We start from the raw sequence: 16,268 nt of genomic DNA, 5'->3' as shown, positions 1-16,268 counted from the left end.
TTTTACAACAACGAACGGCTGCACTCGAAACTGGGATATCTGCCACCGACCGTTTATGAGCGGGCAATGGCGTCAAAACCACCTATCGAGGTGCCCGGAATTAGTTGACCACTGCACTTGATCTGCGCCCTCATAAGCAATTTTCCGCTCACCACTACTAATCCATAAGCGGATTTCCGCTCAACTCTTTGCGCCACCCCCTCTAAACCGCCCCTCCCCCTGTTGGCACAGCTCCTGCTATAGCCCCCGCAGGCTGCGTTTTAACGCGCTCCACAAAAACAATTAAACGAAGGATCCTTCAATGGATAACTCCAATACCCTGCCGCTTGGGTCGGCTGCCGCGCCGGCCAAAGAAAGAACCACCGCGAGCCGGATCAAATCGATCTTCAGCGGCTCCGTCGGCAACATGGTCGAGTGGTACGACTGGTACGTTTATGCCGCCTTCTCGCTGTACTTCGCCAAGAGCTTCTTCCCTGCCGGTTCCTCCACCGCACAATTGATGAACACCGCCGCGATCTTCGCCGTGGGCTTCTTGATGCGGCCGATCGGTGGCTGGCTGATGGGTTTGTACGCTGACAAGGTCGGGCGCAAGAAAGCCTTGATGGCTTCGGTGTATCTGATGTGCTTCGGCTCGCTGATCATCGCCCTCAGCCCGAACTACGCCACCATCGGCATCGGCGCACCGATCCTGCTGATTTTCGCCCGTCTGCTGCAAGGCCTGTCGGTCGGCGGTGAGTACGGCACCTCCGCCACGTACCTGTCGGAAATGGCCACCAAGGAGCGTCGCGGTTTCTTCTCGAGTTTCCAGTACGTGACCCTGATTTCCGGCCAGCTCATCGCGCTGGGCGTATTGATCGTGCTGCAACAGACGCTCACCACCGAGCAGTTGTACGCGTGGGGCTGGCGTATTCCGTTCGCCATCGGCGCGCTGTGTGCAGTGGTCGCGCTGTACCTGCGTCGCGGCATGGAAGAAACCGAGTCGTTCACCAAGAAAGAGAAGTCCAAGGAAAGCGCGATGCGCACCTTGATGCGTCACCCGAAAGAGCTGGCGACCGTGGTCGGCCTGACCATGGGCGGCACGCTGGCGTTCTACACCTACACCACCTACATGCAGAAATACCTGGTGAACACGGTCGGCATGAGCATCTCCGACTCGACCACCATTTCTGCGGCCACGCTGTTCCTGTTCATGTGCCTGCAACCGATCATCGGTGGCCTGTCGGACAAGATCGGCCGCCGTCCGATCCTGATCGCCTTCGGCGTACTGGGGACGATTTTCACCGTACCGATCCTGATGACCCTGCACACCATCCAGAGCTGGTGGGGCGCGTTCTTCCTGATCATGGCGGCGCTGATCATCGTCAGCGGCTACACCTCGATCAACGCCGTGGTCAAAGCCGAGCTGTTCCCGACCGAGATCCGCGCGCTGGGCGTCGGCCTGCCGTACGCACTGACCGTGTCGATCTTCGGCGGCACCGCCGAATACATCGCGCTGTGGTTCAAGAGCATCGGCATGGAAACCGGTTACTACTGGTACGTCACCGCGTGCATCGCCGTATCGTTGCTGGTGTACATCACCATGAAAGACACGCAGAAACACTCGCGCATCGTCACTGACTGATTCGTCAGTCGCTTCACGAAAAAGGGGCAGACCTGTGCAAGGTCTGCCCCTTTTTTCGTTGGCTGCCGATCAGCGGTCATTCGATTAATCACCGGTTAATTGGCTGACGCGATCCTGCAGCTGTCTGAATCGACCAAGGTTGAACGCCCCGCCGAATGCCAATCGAGTTTAAACCTGCGGCCCTTAACATCGATTTAATCGATACTTATCAACATTAATTTGCGCTTTTTAATCAATTTAGTTGGCGTAGCATTAAACCCATGCAAGACACACACGCCAACCCATTCGGAGTACACACCATGAAAACCAAACTGATCCTCGCCTTCGCCCTGTCCGTACTGGCCACCAACACATTCGCTGCCGACGGTTTCGACCGCACCGGTTCGGCGGTCGCCGCTGACGGTTATGATCGCACCGGTTCTGCCACAGTTGCCGCTGATGGCTACGACCGCACCGGTTCCGCGACTGTCGCTGAGGATGGTTTTGACCGTACCAACTCGGCTACTTTCGCCGCTGACGGCTATGACCGCACCGGTTCCGCTACCGTTGCCGAAGACGGCTACGACCGTACTCAGTCCGCCTCCATCAGTTAATCGCCTGACGCATAGCGCACAGCCCGGCTTCGGCCGGGCTTAGTTGTTCCTGGAGACTGGAAATTGCCGCGCCGCGCTTGCACTATTGGGCGCCTATAACCGCCCGCCAGGATCACCCGCCATGCCCGATGACATCCATTTCTACGAACCCGCCAACGGCCACGGCCTGCCCCACGATCCGTTCAACGCGATCGTCGGCCCGCGCCCCATCGGCTGGATTTCTTCGCAGGATGCCGAGGGCCGGTTAAACCTGGCGCCCTACAGCTTTTTCAACGCGTTCAACTACATTCCGCCGATCATTGGTTTTTCCAGTGTCGGGCGCAAAGACAGCCTGAACAATATCGAGCAGACCGGCGAGTTCGTCTGGAACCTCGCCACACGCCCGCTGGCCGAGCAGATGAACCAGAGCTGCGCGATGGTCGCGCCCGAGGTCAACGAGTTTGAACTGGCGGGGCTGACCACGGTGGCGTCGAAAGTGATCTCCGTACCACGAGTCGCCGAAAGCCCGGTGTCCTTTGAATGCAAGGTCACGCAGATCATTCAGTTGCAGCGCGCGGATGGCGAGACGGTGCCGAGCTGGCTGATCCTCGGCGAAGTGGTCGCCGTGCATATCGCCAAGTGGCTGTTGAAGGACGGCATCTACGACACCGCCGCCGCAGAACCGATTCTGCGTGGCGGCGGGCCGGCGGATTATTTCCAGCTGGGGCCGGAGGCACTGTTCAAGATGTGGCGCCCCGGTGCTGCGAAATAGTCTTTACCAGATCAGATCGGCGTCTTCGGTGACGCCCTTGAGATTGTCCAGTTGATTGATCGCTGCTTCGTCGGCGGCGATGGCGCCGGGGAACACCTGATCATCGAACAGTTTATGAAACCGTGGCGCGCCGCCATCGACCAGGGCTTTGACGGCGATTGCCGCGTGGTAACCCTTGTTGCCGCCCAGCTCGACGGGGACTACAGCAGAAACCGCTTCGAAGTGTTCGAACTCTTTACGTGCCATGTTTTTAGTTCCTGGCTCAGTCAGATAGGCTGGCCATTAAACCCTCAACCGGCGAGTTTGTGTACCGCTGCCGTGCATTGACCCAGTGCCTGTGCCGCCGACACGTCTTTAAACGTGTGGAAATCGAGGCTGTTGACCACCAGCTCTTGCACCAGTTCGCCGAACACCTGCATCGCCGGGCTGTTGAAATAAGCGGTCATCGCTTGCTGGTTGCTCCAGAATCCGCAGACCAGCCACAACTCGGAATCGCACTGCGAATGCTGCAAGGCAAAGCTCAGGCAACCGGCCGCGGCGCGCGATGGCTCGATCAGCGCGCTGAGGCGCACACCGAGTTCCGCCGAGCGCCCGGCGCGTGCACGAACGAAGGCCATATGACTGACGGGAATCTGCTTGGACATTGTTCAACCCTCCCAGGGAGTCGCGTGGCAGCCGGGGGACGGGCTGCGACAGGATCCAAGGTTAAGGGCCGGGCACCGCGCGCCGTTAGTCGATTCCTGCCGCTGCGTTGCACAATCCTGCGAGAGTGGCTTCGCGCGCTGTAACAACCTGTAAAAGCCTGTCACCTTACCGTCATGCGAGTTTCAAGCAAGTTTGCGCGCTTGCAACCCGTCATGTCTGGGCAGCACATTGACTCCGTGCAGAATCAGGCAAGCATCTCGCAGGATGTGTCTACCGCTGCGGCTTGCACAAACATATGCTCTGCCCCACTTCACCTCCCCTGAGGAAGCCGTGCATGCCGTCACTCGATCACTCCCAAGCCCCGCCCGATGCCGAGATGGAAAAGCAGCGCGCAGAATTGGCGACGATTATCCGCCGCAACACCTCGGAGGATGGCAGTTACGCCACCGCCATCGATTCGCTGCTCATGTCGCGCCACACCCAGTCGCATGATTTCGCCTCGGTGCTCGCGCAACCGGCGCTGTGCATCATGGCGCAGGGGCGTAAAGAAGTGCGGTTGGCCGATGAGTTCTTCAATTACGACCCGCTGAATTATCTGGTGGTCTCGGTTTCGATGCCGCTCAGCGGGCGGGTGGTGAACGTCTCACCCGAAGAACCGATTCTTGCCATACGGCTGGACATCGATCCGGCGGAAATCACCGCGCTGATCGCCGACGCCGGTCCACTCGGCATGCCGACCCGACCGACCGGGCGTGGCTTGTACGTCGAACGCATCGACAGCGCCATGCTTGACGCGGTGTTGCGCCTGGCACGCCTGCTCGACGCGCCAAAAGACATCGCCATGCTCGCACCGTTGATTCGTCGGGAGATTCTGTATCGCCTGCTGCGCAGTCCGCAGGGGCATCGGTTGTATGAAATTGCGATTGCCAACAGTCAGAGCCATCGCATCAGCCAGGCGATCAAATGGCTTAACGGCAATTTCGAGCAGCCGCTGCGCATTGATGATCTGGCCAAAGAAGTGAACCTGAGCGTGTCGACCTTGCATCACCGCTTCAAGGCGATGACGGCGATGAGTCCGTTGCAATATCAGAAGCAGCTGCGCTTGCAGGAGGCGCGGCGCTTGATGCTCGCGGAGGGGCTGGAGGCTTCGGCGGCGGGGTATCGGGTCGGGTATGAGAGTCCGTCGCAATTCAGCCGCGAATATAGCCGGCTGTTCGGGGCGCCGCCGTTGCGGGATTTGGCGCGGTTGCGGCTGAGTGTCTAAAAGCACCCCCTCACCCCAGCCCTCTCCCCCAAGGGGGCGAGGGGGAAAGGGAGCCGATCTTCAAGCTTTTCAGAACCTGAGTTTGACGCGGAATTTCAGGTCGATGTATCTCGAACAAACAACTCGGTCGGCCCCCTCTCCCTCCGGGCGGTCCGACGTTTCGGGAGGGCTGGGGTGAGGGTAGGCTTTTGACGATAAATTTCAAACCGCCCGAATCACATGCTTGATCTCCTGAAACGCCGCCAACCCCCAAGGCCCCAACTCGCGCCCGACACTGCTCTGCTTGTACCCGCCCCAAGCCGCCTGCGGGAAAATCACCTGCGGCGTATTGATCCACACCAGCCCCGCTTGCAACGCATTGGCCACCCGATCCGCCGTCTCGGCATCGCGCGTCACCACGCTCGCCACCAGCCCAAACTGGCTGTCATTGGCCAGCGCAATCGCCTCAGCCTCTGAAGCAAAACTGCGCACACAAATCACCGGGCCGAAAATCTCTTCGCGCCACAGCGCGCTGTCCAGCGGTACTTCGGTGAAGACCGTCGGCTGCAAGAAATAACCGCGCGGCAGATCGGCCGGACGATTGCCGCCGCAGACCAGTTTCGCCCCGGCGCTCAAGCCGCGATCAATGTGACCGAGCACCCGTTGATACTGCGCCTGATTGACCAGCGCACCCATTTCCACTTCAGGATCGAACGGATCCGCCACGCGGATTTTTTCCGCACGCGCCTTCAGACGGATCAGGAATTCATCCGCCAATTCATCCGCCACCAACACACGACTGGTCGCTGAACACATCTGCCCGGCATTGAAGAAACCGCCGCCGCAGGCCAGCTCAATCGCCAGATCGAGGTCGGCGTCTTCCAGCACCAACAACGAGGATTTCCCACCCAGTTCCAGGCTCACACCCTTCACGGTTTCGGCGGCGCGTTGCATCACCTGCACACCGACTGCATTGCTGCCGGTGAAGGAAATTTTCGCAATGCGTGGATCGGCCGACAGCGGCGCGCCCACCGCCAAACCTGTGCCGCAAACCAGATTGAACACGCCATCCGGCAGCCCGGATTCAGCAATGATCGCCGCCAGTTCCAGCTCCGGCAGCGGCGTGACTTCCGAGGGTTTGAGCACCACGCAGCAGCCGGCAGCCAGCGCCGGGGCAAGCTTCCACGCGGTGGTGACCATCGGGAAATTCCACGGCACGATCAGCCCGACTACACCGCACGGTTCCCGGCGCAAACGCGCACTGAAATCATCGCTGGGCAGCGCCACATTGCTGTCCTGGCCGGCGTCGAGGCCTTCGGCGAGTTCGGCGTAATACTCGAACGTGGCGATCACATCATCGACGTCGATGGCCGCTTCGAATTGCGGTTTGCCGTTGTTGCTCGACTGCAATTTCATCAGCTGCTCACGACCCTCGCGCACGCCGTTGGCGATGTTGCGCAGGATCACGGCGCGCTCGGTGCCGGTGGTTTTTGACCAGTTTGTAAACGCTTCGGTGGCGGCGCGCACCGCGAGATCGACTGCTTGCTCATCGCCGCCATTGACCGTGGTCAGCAGCGCTTCGGTTGCCGGGTTGATCACCCGCAAATGCTCGCGGCCGGCAGACCATTGGCCGTTGATGTACAGGCCGTCGAGCGTGGTAGGAAAACTCATTGCAAAGCTCATTGGGCCACCGCCTGCATCCACTGGTTCTGATCGATTTCAATCAAGGTCGGGCCTTGCCGATCGGTCGCGCAACGCAGCGCAGTGCGCAGTTGCTCGACGCTGTTGATCGCTTCGGCGGCGCAGCCGAGTCCTTTGGCCACGGCGATAAAGTCCGGGGTGTAAATGTCGACGCCGACCGGTTCGATGGCGCGGTTGACCATGTATTTCTTGATCTCTTCGTAACCCTGGTTATTCCACAGCAGCACGATCACCGGCACCCGCGCTTCGACGGCACTGGCCAGTTCCGGCAGGGTGAATTGCAGGCCGCCGTCGCCGATCAGGCACACCACTGGCGGTCGCGCGCCGTCCTCGATTTTGCCGCCAAGCCACGCACCAATCGCAGCCGGCAACGCGTAGCCGAGAGTGCCGTAACCGGTCGAGGCGTTGAACCAGCGGCGCGGATGGTCCGGATTGAAGGTCAGGTTGCCGGTGTACACCGGCTGCGTGGAATCGCCGACGAACACGGCTTGCGGCAGTTCATCGAGAACTGTTTCGAGAAAAAGTGTTTGCGCCAGAGTCGGCGCGTCCCAGCTTGCGGCCAGTTCAGTGCTCAGACTTGCAGCACGTGTCTTGCCCCAATCGCAGCTGCGCTCGGCGAGTTTGTGTTGCGACAAAGCACTGAGCAACGCTTGCGCGGCGTTGCGCGAATCGGCCACCAACGCGAGGTGCGGCGGGTAGTTGCGCACGGTCTGATCGGCGTCGATATCGATGCGCAGCAGCTTGCCGGGAATCTCAAAACCACCAGCAAACGTAACGTCGTAATCGGTCTCCGCCAGTTCGGTGCCGATGGCCAGCACCACGTCGGCATCAGCCACCAATGCGCGAGTCGCAACCAGCGTTTGGGTCGAACCGATCAGCAGCGGATGGTGCGACGCCAGCATGCCTTTGGCATTGATCGTCAGCGCCACCGGGGCGTCGAGCAGTTCAGCCAGTCGGGTCAGTTCCGGCGCTGCGTCGATGGCGCCGCCCCCCGCGAGGATCAGCGGACGTTTGGCGTCGGCGAGCAGGTCGCTCATGCGTTTCACCGCACTCGGCGATGCTCCGGCGCGATCAATCTTCACCGGCACACTGGCGAGCAGGTCATCGGCATTTTCCACCAGCACATCCAGCGGAATCTCGATGTGCACCGGACGCGGTCGGCCGGCCTGGAACAACGCAAACGCGCGGGCCAGCACCGCCGGCAATTCCGCCGCTGACATCAAAGTATGCGAGAACGCCGCCACGCCGCCGACCAAAGCGCTCTGATTCGGCAGTTCATGCAGACGCCCGCGTCCGCCGCCCAACTGGCTGCGCGATTGCACGCTGGAGATCACCAGCATCGGAATCGAGTCGGCGTAAGCCTGGCCCATGGCGGTCGTGATGTTGGTCATGCCCGGGCCGGTGATGATGAAGCACACGCCGGGTTTGCCGCGGGTGCGCGCATAGCCGTCGGCCATGAAACCGGCGCCCTGCTCATGCCTCGGCGTGACGTGGCGGATGCGCGAACGCGCCAGCCCGCGATACAGCTCCACAGTGTGCACGCCTGGGATCCCGAACACCTGCTCGACGCCATAAGCCTCGAGTAACTTGACCAATACTTCGCCACACGTCGCCATGTTCTTCGCCTTTGTTGTTCGCTTTTGTTTTTTTGGATCGGGCCCCTTACTTGCGCTCATTGGAACGGCCGGCGTGTAGCCGCAACAATCGATAAAAAGTCATACTAGCCATGTCCTTACGTCATACCTTGGATCCACATGAAACGACTGCCGCCCCTGCCCGCCCTGCACACTTTTCTGATCACTGCGCAGTGCTGCAACTTCACCCGCGCGGCCGAGCAGTTGCACATAACCCAAGGCGCGGTCAGTCGGCAGATCGCCGGGCTGGAAGAGCATTTGGGTTATCCGCTGTTCATTCGTCAGGCACGCGGTCTGGATCTCACTGCCGAGGGGCGGGAGTGGTTGCCACGGGTGCAGCAGGTGTTCGCGCTGATTGGTGACTCGGTGGAGCAGATCGGCGCCAAGCGCGAAACGCTGCAACTCAAGGCGCCAAGTTGCGTGATGCGCTGGTTGTTGCCGCGTCTGTTGCAGTGGCAACGCGAGCGCCCGGACGTACCGGTAAAACTCACGACATCGCTGGCGCATGGTGTGGACTTTGCGCGGGAGCAGTTTGATGCGGCGGTGATTTATGGTGCGGCGCCGGAGGATTCAGCGGGTGCGCTGCATTTGTTTGATGAACAGCTGACGCCAGTGTGTTCACCTTCACTGCTTGAGGGGTCGCCCGGGCTGCTGGCGCCGGCCGATCTGCAGCAGCATTTGTTGCTGCACCCCACGCATGATGCTCAGGACTGGACGGTGTGGCTCAGGGCGGCGGATTTACAGCTGAGCAATATCGCCAGCGGCCAGCATTTCGAGACGCTGGATCAGGCGATGTCGATGGCGTCGCACGGGACGGGGGTGGCGATTGGGGACTGGTCGTTGATTGGCGATGATCTGGAGGCGGGGCGGCTGGTGATGCCGTTTGAATTGAAGGTTGGGACGGGGTTGGGGTATTACCTTGTGACGCCGCAGACTTCTGAACCTACCGGGAAACTGCGTGAGCTGATGGATTGGCTGGTTGGGCAGGCTCATCGGCGGTGAGGCTTGGCCCCTCACCCTAGCCCTCTCCCAAGGGAGAGGGGACCGATCCGGGGATGCTTGAAAATGACGCCGACCTGAAAGTTTTTGGGTGTATCCATAATCGACTCGATCTTTCAGGTCGATGTCAGACGCAAGACACCTCGGTAGGCTCCCTCTCCCTCTGGGCGGTCCGACGTTTCGGGAGGGCTGGGGTGAGGGGCTTTTGACTTAATACCCCACAGCAAATCTCTGCCGCGAATGCTTCGGCGTTTCCACTTCGTCGATCATCGCAATCGCGTAATCAGCAAACGTGATCCAGCTGCGGCCTTCTGCACTCACCAGCAAATCATCTTTGCCGACGCGAAATTTGCCACTGCGCTCCCCTTCGACAAACTCCGCCGACGGCGACACAAACGTCCAGTCCAGTTCCTGCTCCTGGCGCAACGCATCAAGAAACGCCGCACCGGCACTCGCCTCGGCTTTGTACTCGTCCGGGAACCCGGCGCTGTCGATCACCCGCGTGCCATCGGGCAGCAACAACGACCCTGCACCACCGACCACCAGCAAGCGCTTGACCCCGGCCTGCTTCAGCGGAGCGACCACAGCCGCTGCCGGCACTGTGGCGAAATGCGCGGCGCTGATCACCACATCGTGACCGGCCACCGCGTCCTGCAAAGCTGCAGCATCCAGCACGTCGACATTCTTGCTGACCACCCCGGCACGCACGCCGATCTTCGACGTATCCCGCGCAATGGCCGTAACGCTATGCCCACGACGCAGGGCTTCTTCCAGCAGTTGGCTGCCGGCACGACCGGTGGCACCAATGATTGCGATCTTGCTCATGACGTTCTCCAGTTGGCTTGAGAATGTTGCGACTTCAGATTCTTGTGGCAAACACTTTCCCTGTGGCGAGGGAGCTTGCTCCCGCTGGAGGGCGAAGCACTCCCCTGCATTTTTCAGTTACACCGAATTGGCAGGATTAGCGCCTGCTGCGCAGACGAGCGGGAGCAAGCTCCCTCGCCACAATTCGGTTTTTCAGCAGGACGTCGGTGTATCTCATACAGCGCTGACTACCACTTCATCTCGCCCTTGGCGACTTTGGCGCTCAGTTCCAGCGAGCTTTCTTCGCCGAGTTGCGGGTAGCGTTTTTTCATGGCTGTGATCAGTGCCGCAGAATCCTTGGCTTTTGCAGTTTCTGCGTCGAACGCCTTGATGTAGTCGGCGGTGAATTTCACGGCTGCGAGGGAACGTGCGCTCTCGCCGAGGTAATGACCCGGCACCACGGTTTGCGGTTTCAGGGTCTCGATCGAGTGCAGGGTTTCGATCCAGTCGGCATGCGATTGCGCAGTCTGGGTGTCGGCCATCCACACATGGATGTTCTCGGCGACCACTACACCACCGACCACGGCTTTGATCGACGGGATCCACACAAAGCTGCGATCCGGCTGTTTGCCGTCCAGACCGACGACCTGCAATTTCTGCCCTTCCAGCATCAGGCTGTCGCCTTTGAGCACGCCCGGCACGATGGTTTTGGCCGGCACGTCAGCGCCCATTTTTGGACCCCAGAACGCCAGTTTTCCTTCAACGGTTTTTTTGATGTGATCAACGGTCGGCTGCGAGGCCAGCACCTTGGCGTTGGGGAAGGCCTGGGTCAGGGTGTCGAGGCCGAAGTAGTAATCCGGATCACCGTGGCTGATGTAGATGGTGGTCAGTTGCTTGCCGCTGGCGCGGATCTTTTCCACAACTTGTTCGGCCTGGGATTTGCCAAATTGCGCATCGACCAGAATTGCCTCTTTCTCGCCGCTGACCAACACCGAGGTCACCGGGAAGATTGCCTGGGTGCCTGGGTTGTAGACATCCAGCGTCAGATTGGCCGCAGCGGCGTGGGCCGCAAAGCCGAGGGTGGCGGTGGCGAGTAAAACGCGTTTGAGGGTGGTGAAGCCGATCATGTGTTGCTCCGCTGTTTGAATGCCATGTCTGGCGATGAGACAGAGCTTAGTTGCCAGACTCAGTACAAAAAATGCGATGCTTGAACATAGTTTGTTTCTGAAAGCGGGCAAATCATGGATCGTCTCCAAGCAATGCGGGTGTTTGTCACCGTGGTAGATCTGGGAAGCCAGTCGGCGGCGGCCGATCATCTGGACCTGTCGCGGCCAGTAGTTTCGCGCTATCTGGCGGAACTGGAAGACTGGATCGGCGCGCGTCTGATGCATCGCACCACGCGTAAATTGAGCCTGACCACCGCTGGTAACGAAATCCTCCCGCGCTGTCGGCAGATGCTGGAACTGTCCGGCGACATGCAGGCTGCGGTCAGTGAACCGGCCGATGCACCGCGCGGCTTACTGCGCATCAGCGTCAGCACCTCGTTTGGCCAGGCGCAACTGGCTGATGCAATGGCGGCGTTCGTCAAAGTGTATCCGGGGGTCAGCATCGACATGCAAATGCTCGATCGCACGGTGAATCTGGTGGACGAACGAATCGATCTGGCGATCCGCACCAGCAACGACCTCGACCCGAATCTGATCGCCCGGCGTCTAACCGTGTGTCGTTCTGTGGTCTGCGCTGCGCCTGCGTATCTGCAAGAGTATCCGGCACCAAAACGGGTGGAAGATCTGAGCCGGCACAACTGCCTCACTCACTCGTATTTCGGCAAGAGCCTGTGGCATTTCGAGGAGGACGGCGAGCCGGTTTCGGTGCCGGTGCAGGGCAACATCAGCGCCAATGAGGCCAGCACCCTGTTACGTGCGACTTTGGCCGGTGCCGGAGTGGCGATGCTGCCGACCTATCAGGCCGGAGTGCATGTTCACGCCGGGGAGCTGGTGCGTTTGCTGCCGCATGCCGAGCCTCGGCAGATGAACATCTACGCGGTCTACGCCTCGCGCAAGCACATGCCGGCGGCGTTGCGCTGCATGCTGGATTTTCTGGTGCTGAGATTTCCCGAAGACCCGCAGTGGGATGCCAAGTTTTGATCTTGTTCTATGCTGAATGTAGTACCCACGGGTATTCGTTCAGAGGTCAACGCCATGAACATCAAAACAAGAAGATATTTCGCGATTTTCATCACCTGCGCAGCGACGCTGGCGCTCTACGGCACCGCGGCCTGGCGGGTCGAACAGGCGCGACAATTGCCACGCGAATATGCGAGCTGCAACTACGAACGCTGCATTCCGCATAACGCCACGCTCAACGCATTGCGCTGAGCCGGCATAAAAAATGTGGGAGCAGACTTGCTCCCACATGGGTTGGCTTATTGCTCGGTTTTGAGTCGATCGCGAAACGCCTTCGGCGAGATCCCCACTCGGCGTCGGAACAGCCGCGTGAAGTTGGTCGGATCGGAAAACCCCAACACTTCCGACATCTCATAAATCGTCATGCTGGTGTAGGTCAGCAAACGCTTGGCTTCCAGCAACTGCCGCTCGTGCATGATCTGCAACGCCGGCTGCCCCGCCAGTTCGCGGCACGTACCGTTGAGGTGCGACACTGAAATCCCTAGCCGATGCGCCAGATCCTCGACCTTGACGTGCTGGCGGTACGTCTCCTCCACCAGTTGAATGAACCCGTTGAGGTATTCGCGCTGACGTTGCGGACGCTGCGACGCGCTATGGCGCTGAATCGCCTGACGGCTGACCCAGACCATGATCACGCTGGCCAGCGAATGCATGAGCATTTCCCGCGCCGGTTGATGGCCGGTGTACTCGGCCTGCAACGCGGTAAACAGACTGTTCAGGTACTCCGCGTCCTTCCCCGCCGGATAACTTCCGGCCTGCGCCAGTGCATGCACGGCGCTGCCCAGCTGCGCCTGCAAATGGTTGATCAGCGGGGTCGCCAGCGTGACGACGAACCCTTCGACGTCCTCGGAAAAACGGAAACCATGCACCGATAACGGCGGCAGGATCTGAATCGCTGCTTCGTTGAGCTCTGTGCGTTGACCTTCGATTTCAAGCTCTGCCTGACCTTTGAAGACGAAGAGCAACTGGCACAAATCGGCGTGGCGGTGGGGTTTGATCTCCCATTGATGTTCGCGGCTGCGTTTGGAAATGGTTTCACAGTGCAGCAAGTCAGGGGTCGGCCAGTCCAGGCTTTCACCGTAGAGCTTGAACACCGGAATCGAAGGCAGGTCAGGCTTGTTCATCACTTCAATCCAGGCCTCTGGGGTTGCGGGCGATAATCGCACCGATTGGCAGAATGTACAGGTATCAGCTCAGTTTTCACCTTCAATTGACAGACCCGCAAGGGAAAAATGCAAGCACTCGAATCCTTTAAATTTTTCACCGAGCTATTTCGCGTGAAGCTTGCGAGTCATAAAAACAATGAAAACGCTGAAAACCCAAGTCGCCATCATTGGCGCCGGTCCGTCCGGATTGCTCCTCGGTCAACTGCTGCACAACGCCGGCATCGACACCCTGATTGTCGAGCGCCAGACACCCGATTATGTCCTCGGGCGCATCCGCGCCGGGGTGCTTGAACAAGGCATGGCAGAGCTGTTGCGCGAGGCTGGCGTGGGTCAGCGCATGGATGCCGAAGGGCTGGTGCATAGTGGTTTCGAACTGGCGCTCGACGGGCGTCTGGTGCACATCGATCTGCAGACTTTGACCGGCGGCAAAACCGTGATGGTGTATGGCCAGACCGAAGTCACCCGTGACTTGATGGCCGCTCGTCGGGAGACTGGCGCTCAGACTATTTACCGCGCAAGCGATGTCGTCCCCCATGGCATGAAAAGCGATGAAGCTTTCGTCACCTTCGAAAAGGATGGTGAATCCTGGCGCGTCGATTGTGATTACATTGCCGGTTGCGACGGCTTCCACGGCGTGGCCCGGCAGTCGATTCCTGCCGACTGCCTGAAAGTTTTTGAACGGGTTTATCCATTCGGCTGGCTGGGTATTCTCGCCGACACCCCGCCCGTCCACGATGAACTGGTCTACGCCCGCCACGCACGCGGCTTCGCCCTGTGCAGCATGCGTTCGGCGACGCGCACGCGGTATTACCTGCAAGTGCCGGCGGAGGAGAACGTCGATGATTGGTCGGATCAGCGCTTCTGGGACGAACTGAAAAGCCGTCTGCCCGCGAGCCTCGCCGACAAGCTGGTGACCGGCCCGTCGATTGAAAAAAGCATCGCGCCGCTGCGCAGTTTTGTCGTCGAACCCATGCAATACGGGCGGATGTTTCTGGTCGGCGACGCCGCGCACATCGTGCCGCCGACCGGTGCCAAGGGGTTGAACCTGGCCGCCAGCGATGTCAGCACGCTGTTCCGCATTCTGCTCAAGGTTTACCGCGAAGGGCGCACCGACCTGTTGGAAAAGTACTCGGAAATCTGCCTGCGTCGGGTTTGGAAAGCCGAGCGCTTTTCCTGGTGGATGACGTCGATGCTGCACCGTTTCGATGAGCACGACGACTTCAGCCAGCGGATTTGCGCGTCGGAACTCGACTACTTTGTCGGCTCGGAGGCAGGGCAAAAAACCATTGCAGAAAATTACGTCGGTCTCCCGTACGAGGCTATCGAATAGCTTGCTATCGACTTACACTGGCGAGCACTTACCCGCTCGCCATGGCGGGATTCATCTCTGCCCGCAGGTTCGCCCGTGACCAATCTAAACCAGCCTGACACGCCCAAACCGGCCATTCGCAGTGTGCTGATCGCGCTGATGCTGGCGATTTTTCTCGGTGCGCTGGATCAAACCATCGTCGCCGTGTCGATGCCGGCCATCTCCGCACAATTCAAGGACGTCAGCCTGCTGGCCTGGGTGATTTCCGGCTACATGGTGGCGATGACCGTGGCGGTGCCGATCTACGGCAAGCTCGGCGATCTGTACGGGCGGCGCAAACTGATGCTGTTCGGCATGGGCCTGTTTACGCTGACGTCGCTGTTGTGCGGCATGGCGCAAAGCATGGAGCAACTGGTGCTGGCGCGGATCATTCAGGGCATTGGTGCTGGCGGGATGATTTCGGTAAGTCAGGCGATCATCGGCGACATCGTGCCGCCGCGTGAACGCGGGCGTTATCAGGGTTACTTCAGCAGCATGTACGCGATGGCCAGCGTCGCCGGGCCGGTGCTCGGTGGCTACATGACCGAATATTTGTCGTGGCGCTGGGTGTTTCTGATCAACTTGCCGCTGGGCCTTGGCGCATATTGGGTGGCGCGACGCAATCTGCGCGGGCTGCCGATTCCGCAGCGCAAACCGGTGATCGACTACCTCGGCACGTTGCTGATGATCATTGGCCTGACCGCGTTGTTGCTCGGTATTACTCAGGTTGGCCAGGGCCATGCTTGGCGCAGCACCGAAGTGCTGGGTTTGTTGGCTTGCGCGGTCGTAGTGTTGGCGATCTTTGTCTGGCATGAACGACGTACCCGCGAGCCGTTGCTGCCGATGCACCTGTTCGCGAATCGCAGCGCATTGCTGTGCTGGTGCACGATTTTCTTTTGCAGTTTTCAGGCAATTTCGCTGATCGTGCTGATGCCGCTGCGCTTCCAGACTGTCACTGGCGCCGGTGCCGATAGCGCTGCGCTGCACTTGCTGCCACTGGCGATGGGGCTGCCGATTGGTGCCTTTTTCGCCGGGCGTCGTACTTCGATCACCGGGCGCTACAAACCGCAGATTCTGACTGGCGCAATCCTGATGCCGATCTCGATTCTCGGCATGGCCTTCAGCCCGCCTGATGCGACGCTGGTCAGCGGTCTGTGCATGTTGCTCAGTGGTATCGCTGGCGGCATGCAGTTCCCGACTTCGCTGGTGGGTACGCAGAATTCGGTGGAGCAAAAGGACATCGGCGTTGCGACCAGCACCACCAACCTGTTCCGCTCATTGGGCGGCGCGGTGGGTGTGGCGTTGATGTCGGCGCTGTTGCTCGCGTTGTTGCAGGATTCGAATTTTGCGCATCTGGCGGGCAGTTCGCTGATGAGCGAAGGGCATTCGGGGAATGTGTTGCTGGATGGTTTGAATGCGGCGCCGGGGGATGCACAGAACGCCTTGCGTGCGGAGTTGCTGGTGACGTTCCGGCATTTGCTGATGGTCAGCGCGGCGGTTTCGTTGCTGGGACTGGCAGCCGCGATTGCGATGCCCAATCAACTGTTGCGCGGGCGGGAACACACCGCCCGCTAGCA

Annotated in this window: 16 protein-coding genes; 9 read left to right on the top strand and 7 right to left on the bottom strand. The window is 60.0% G+C overall.

The genetic code is table 11. The features are described from left to right. Positions 1 to 301: 301 nt before the first annotated feature. The 3 genes from ACP7BN_RS21725 to ACP7BN_RS21715 all read left to right on the top strand — a co-directional run bounded on the left by ACP7BN_RS21725 (position 302) and on the right by ACP7BN_RS21715 (position 2,965). Positions 302 to 1,621, top strand: coding sequence for an MFS transporter (locus ACP7BN_RS21725; protein WP_426206017.1), 1,320 nt, complete (start codon positions 302 to 304; stop codon positions 1,619 to 1,621). A 299-nt stretch (positions 1,622 to 1,920) separates the two neighbouring features. After that, on the top strand, positions 1,921 to 2,214 hold the full coding sequence (locus ACP7BN_RS21720; protein WP_426206016.1) for a hypothetical protein: 294 nt from the start codon (positions 1,921 to 1,923) through the stop codon (positions 2,212 to 2,214). A 121-nt stretch (positions 2,215 to 2,335) separates the two neighbouring features. Continuing rightward, on the top strand, positions 2,336 to 2,965 hold the full coding sequence (locus ACP7BN_RS21715) for a flavin reductase family protein (RefSeq protein ID WP_426206015.1): 630 nt from the start codon (positions 2,336 to 2,338) through the stop codon (positions 2,963 to 2,965). Between the two features lie 3 nt (positions 2,966 to 2,968). Here the strand turns inward: ACP7BN_RS21715 and ACP7BN_RS21710 are convergent, their stop codons facing one another. Next, complete coding sequence (locus tag ACP7BN_RS21710) at positions 2,969 to 3,211, bottom strand: hypothetical protein (protein WP_420646257.1); 243 nt, start codon at positions 3,209 to 3,211, stop codon at positions 2,969 to 2,971. Between the two features lie 44 nt (positions 3,212 to 3,255). Beyond that, entirely contained in the window at positions 3,256 to 3,609 is a 354-nt protein-coding gene (locus ACP7BN_RS21705) for an antibiotic biosynthesis monooxygenase family protein (RefSeq protein WP_420646256.1), read from the bottom strand. Between the two features lie 335 nt (positions 3,610 to 3,944). Between ACP7BN_RS21705 and ACP7BN_RS21700 the strand changes: the two genes are divergently transcribed. After that, on the top strand, positions 3,945 to 4,874 hold the full coding sequence (locus tag ACP7BN_RS21700) for an AraC family transcriptional regulator (RefSeq protein WP_426206014.1): 930 nt from the start codon (positions 3,945 to 3,947) through the stop codon (positions 4,872 to 4,874). 201 nt (positions 4,875 to 5,075) lie between these two features. Here ACP7BN_RS21700 and ACP7BN_RS21695 read toward each other — a convergent pair whose 3' ends face one another. Further along, a complete protein-coding gene (locus tag ACP7BN_RS21695) occupies positions 5,076 to 6,524 on the bottom strand; it encodes an aldehyde dehydrogenase family protein (RefSeq protein WP_426206013.1) in 1,449 nt (482 codons plus the stop codon). 8 nt (positions 6,525 to 6,532) lie between these two features. Continuing rightward, complete coding sequence (locus ACP7BN_RS21690; RefSeq protein ID WP_426206012.1) at positions 6,533 to 8,170, bottom strand: 5-guanidino-2-oxopentanoate decarboxylase; 1,638 nt, start codon at positions 8,168 to 8,170, stop codon at positions 6,533 to 6,535. Positions 8,171 to 8,308: 138 nt separating this feature from the next. Here ACP7BN_RS21690 and ACP7BN_RS21685 point away from each other — a divergent pair, with 138 nt between their 5' ends. After that, on the top strand, positions 8,309 to 9,190 hold the full coding sequence (locus tag ACP7BN_RS21685; protein ID WP_426206011.1) for a LysR substrate-binding domain-containing protein: 882 nt from the start codon (positions 8,309 to 8,311) through the stop codon (positions 9,188 to 9,190). Positions 9,191 to 9,397: 207 nt separating this feature from the next. Here the strand turns inward: ACP7BN_RS21685 and ACP7BN_RS21680 are convergent, their stop codons facing one another. Then, the gene (locus ACP7BN_RS21680; protein WP_426206010.1) at positions 9,398 to 10,012 is read right to left on the bottom strand and encodes an NAD(P)-dependent oxidoreductase; all 615 of its coding nucleotides are present in this window, start codon (positions 10,010 to 10,012) and stop codon (positions 9,398 to 9,400) included. A 227-nt stretch (positions 10,013 to 10,239) separates the two neighbouring features. Next, positions 10,240 to 11,118 carry an MBL fold metallo-hydrolase gene (locus ACP7BN_RS21675; protein WP_420646250.1) on the bottom strand — a complete coding sequence of 293 codons (879 nt, stop codon included), beginning with the start codon at positions 11,116 to 11,118 and terminating at the stop codon, positions 10,240 to 10,242. A gap of 114 nt (positions 11,119 to 11,232) precedes the next feature. On the opposite strand from ACP7BN_RS21675, the gene ACP7BN_RS21670 reads away from it, so the two are divergent. Next, complete coding sequence (locus tag ACP7BN_RS21670) at positions 11,233 to 12,138, top strand: LysR family transcriptional regulator (protein ID WP_420646249.1); 906 nt, start codon at positions 11,233 to 11,235, stop codon at positions 12,136 to 12,138. A 54-nt stretch (positions 12,139 to 12,192) separates the two neighbouring features. Then, positions 12,193 to 12,369, top strand: a complete 177-nt coding sequence (locus ACP7BN_RS21665; protein ID WP_420646248.1) for a hypothetical protein — start codon at positions 12,193 to 12,195, stop codon at positions 12,367 to 12,369. A 47-nt stretch (positions 12,370 to 12,416) separates the two neighbouring features. Here the strand turns inward: ACP7BN_RS21665 and ACP7BN_RS21660 are convergent, their stop codons facing one another. Beyond that, complete coding sequence (locus tag ACP7BN_RS21660) at positions 12,417 to 13,301, bottom strand: helix-turn-helix domain-containing protein (RefSeq protein ID WP_420646247.1); 885 nt, start codon at positions 13,299 to 13,301, stop codon at positions 12,417 to 12,419. A 187-nt stretch (positions 13,302 to 13,488) separates the two neighbouring features. On the opposite strand from ACP7BN_RS21660, the gene pobA reads away from it, so the two are divergent. Further along, entirely contained in the window at positions 13,489 to 14,673 is a 1,185-nt protein-coding gene (gene pobA / locus ACP7BN_RS21655) for a 4-hydroxybenzoate 3-monooxygenase (protein WP_426206019.1), read from the top strand. Between the two features lie 75 nt (positions 14,674 to 14,748). Beyond that, positions 14,749 to 16,266: an MDR family MFS transporter gene (locus tag ACP7BN_RS21650; RefSeq protein WP_426206009.1), complete on the top strand. Its 1,518-nt coding sequence runs from the start codon at positions 14,749 to 14,751 to the stop codon at positions 16,264 to 16,266. Positions 16,267 to 16,268 lie beyond the last annotated feature (2 nt).

Source organism: Pseudomonas sp. TWP3-1, from assembly GCF_049896625.1.
Classification (GTDB): Bacteria; Pseudomonadota; Gammaproteobacteria; order Pseudomonadales; family Pseudomonadaceae; genus Aquipseudomonas.
Note: the sequence above shows the minus strand (reverse complement) of the source record. Positions and strands in the feature narration are given on the sequence as shown.

What these genes read in the sequence shown, in the direction of transcription:
- ACP7BN_RS21715 (WP_426206015.1), top strand. Translation starts at nt 2,336, where the DNA reads ATGCCCGATGACATCCATTTCTACGAACCCGCCAACGGCCACGGCCTG.
- ACP7BN_RS21675 (WP_420646250.1), bottom strand. Translation starts at nt 11,118, where the DNA reads ATGATCGGCTTCACCACCCTCAAACGCGTTTTACTCGCCACCGCCACC.
- ACP7BN_RS21725 (WP_426206017.1), top strand. Translation starts at nt 302, where the DNA reads ATGGATAACTCCAATACCCTGCCGCTTGGGTCGGCTGCCGCGCCGGCC.
- ACP7BN_RS21710 (WP_420646257.1), bottom strand. Translation starts at nt 3,211, where the DNA reads ATGGCACGTAAAGAGTTCGAACACTTCGAAGCGGTTTCTGCTGTAGTC.
- ACP7BN_RS21665 (WP_420646248.1), top strand. Translation starts at nt 12,193, where the DNA reads ATGAACATCAAAACAAGAAGATATTTCGCGATTTTCATCACCTGCGCA.
- ACP7BN_RS21685 (WP_426206011.1), top strand. Translation starts at nt 8,309, where the DNA reads ATGAAACGACTGCCGCCCCTGCCCGCCCTGCACACTTTTCTGATCACT.
- ACP7BN_RS21660 (WP_420646247.1), bottom strand. Translation starts at nt 13,301, where the DNA reads ATGAACAAGCCTGACCTGCCTTCGATTCCGGTGTTCAAGCTCTACGGT.
- ACP7BN_RS21705 (WP_420646256.1), bottom strand. Translation starts at nt 3,609, where the DNA reads ATGTCCAAGCAGATTCCCGTCAGTCATATGGCCTTCGTTCGTGCACGC.
- ACP7BN_RS21670 (WP_420646249.1), top strand. Translation starts at nt 11,233, where the DNA reads ATGGATCGTCTCCAAGCAATGCGGGTGTTTGTCACCGTGGTAGATCTG.
- ACP7BN_RS21720 (WP_426206016.1), top strand. Translation starts at nt 1,921, where the DNA reads ATGAAAACCAAACTGATCCTCGCCTTCGCCCTGTCCGTACTGGCCACC.
- ACP7BN_RS21700 (WP_426206014.1), top strand. Translation starts at nt 3,945, where the DNA reads ATGCCGTCACTCGATCACTCCCAAGCCCCGCCCGATGCCGAGATGGAA.
- ACP7BN_RS21680 (WP_426206010.1), bottom strand. Translation starts at nt 10,012, where the DNA reads ATGAGCAAGATCGCAATCATTGGTGCCACCGGTCGTGCCGGCAGCCAA.
- ACP7BN_RS21690 (WP_426206012.1), bottom strand. Translation starts at nt 8,170, where the DNA reads ATGGCGACGTGTGGCGAAGTATTGGTCAAGTTACTCGAGGCTTATGGC.
- ACP7BN_RS21695 (WP_426206013.1), bottom strand. Translation starts at nt 6,524, where the DNA reads ATGAGTTTTCCTACCACGCTCGACGGCCTGTACATCAACGGCCAATGG.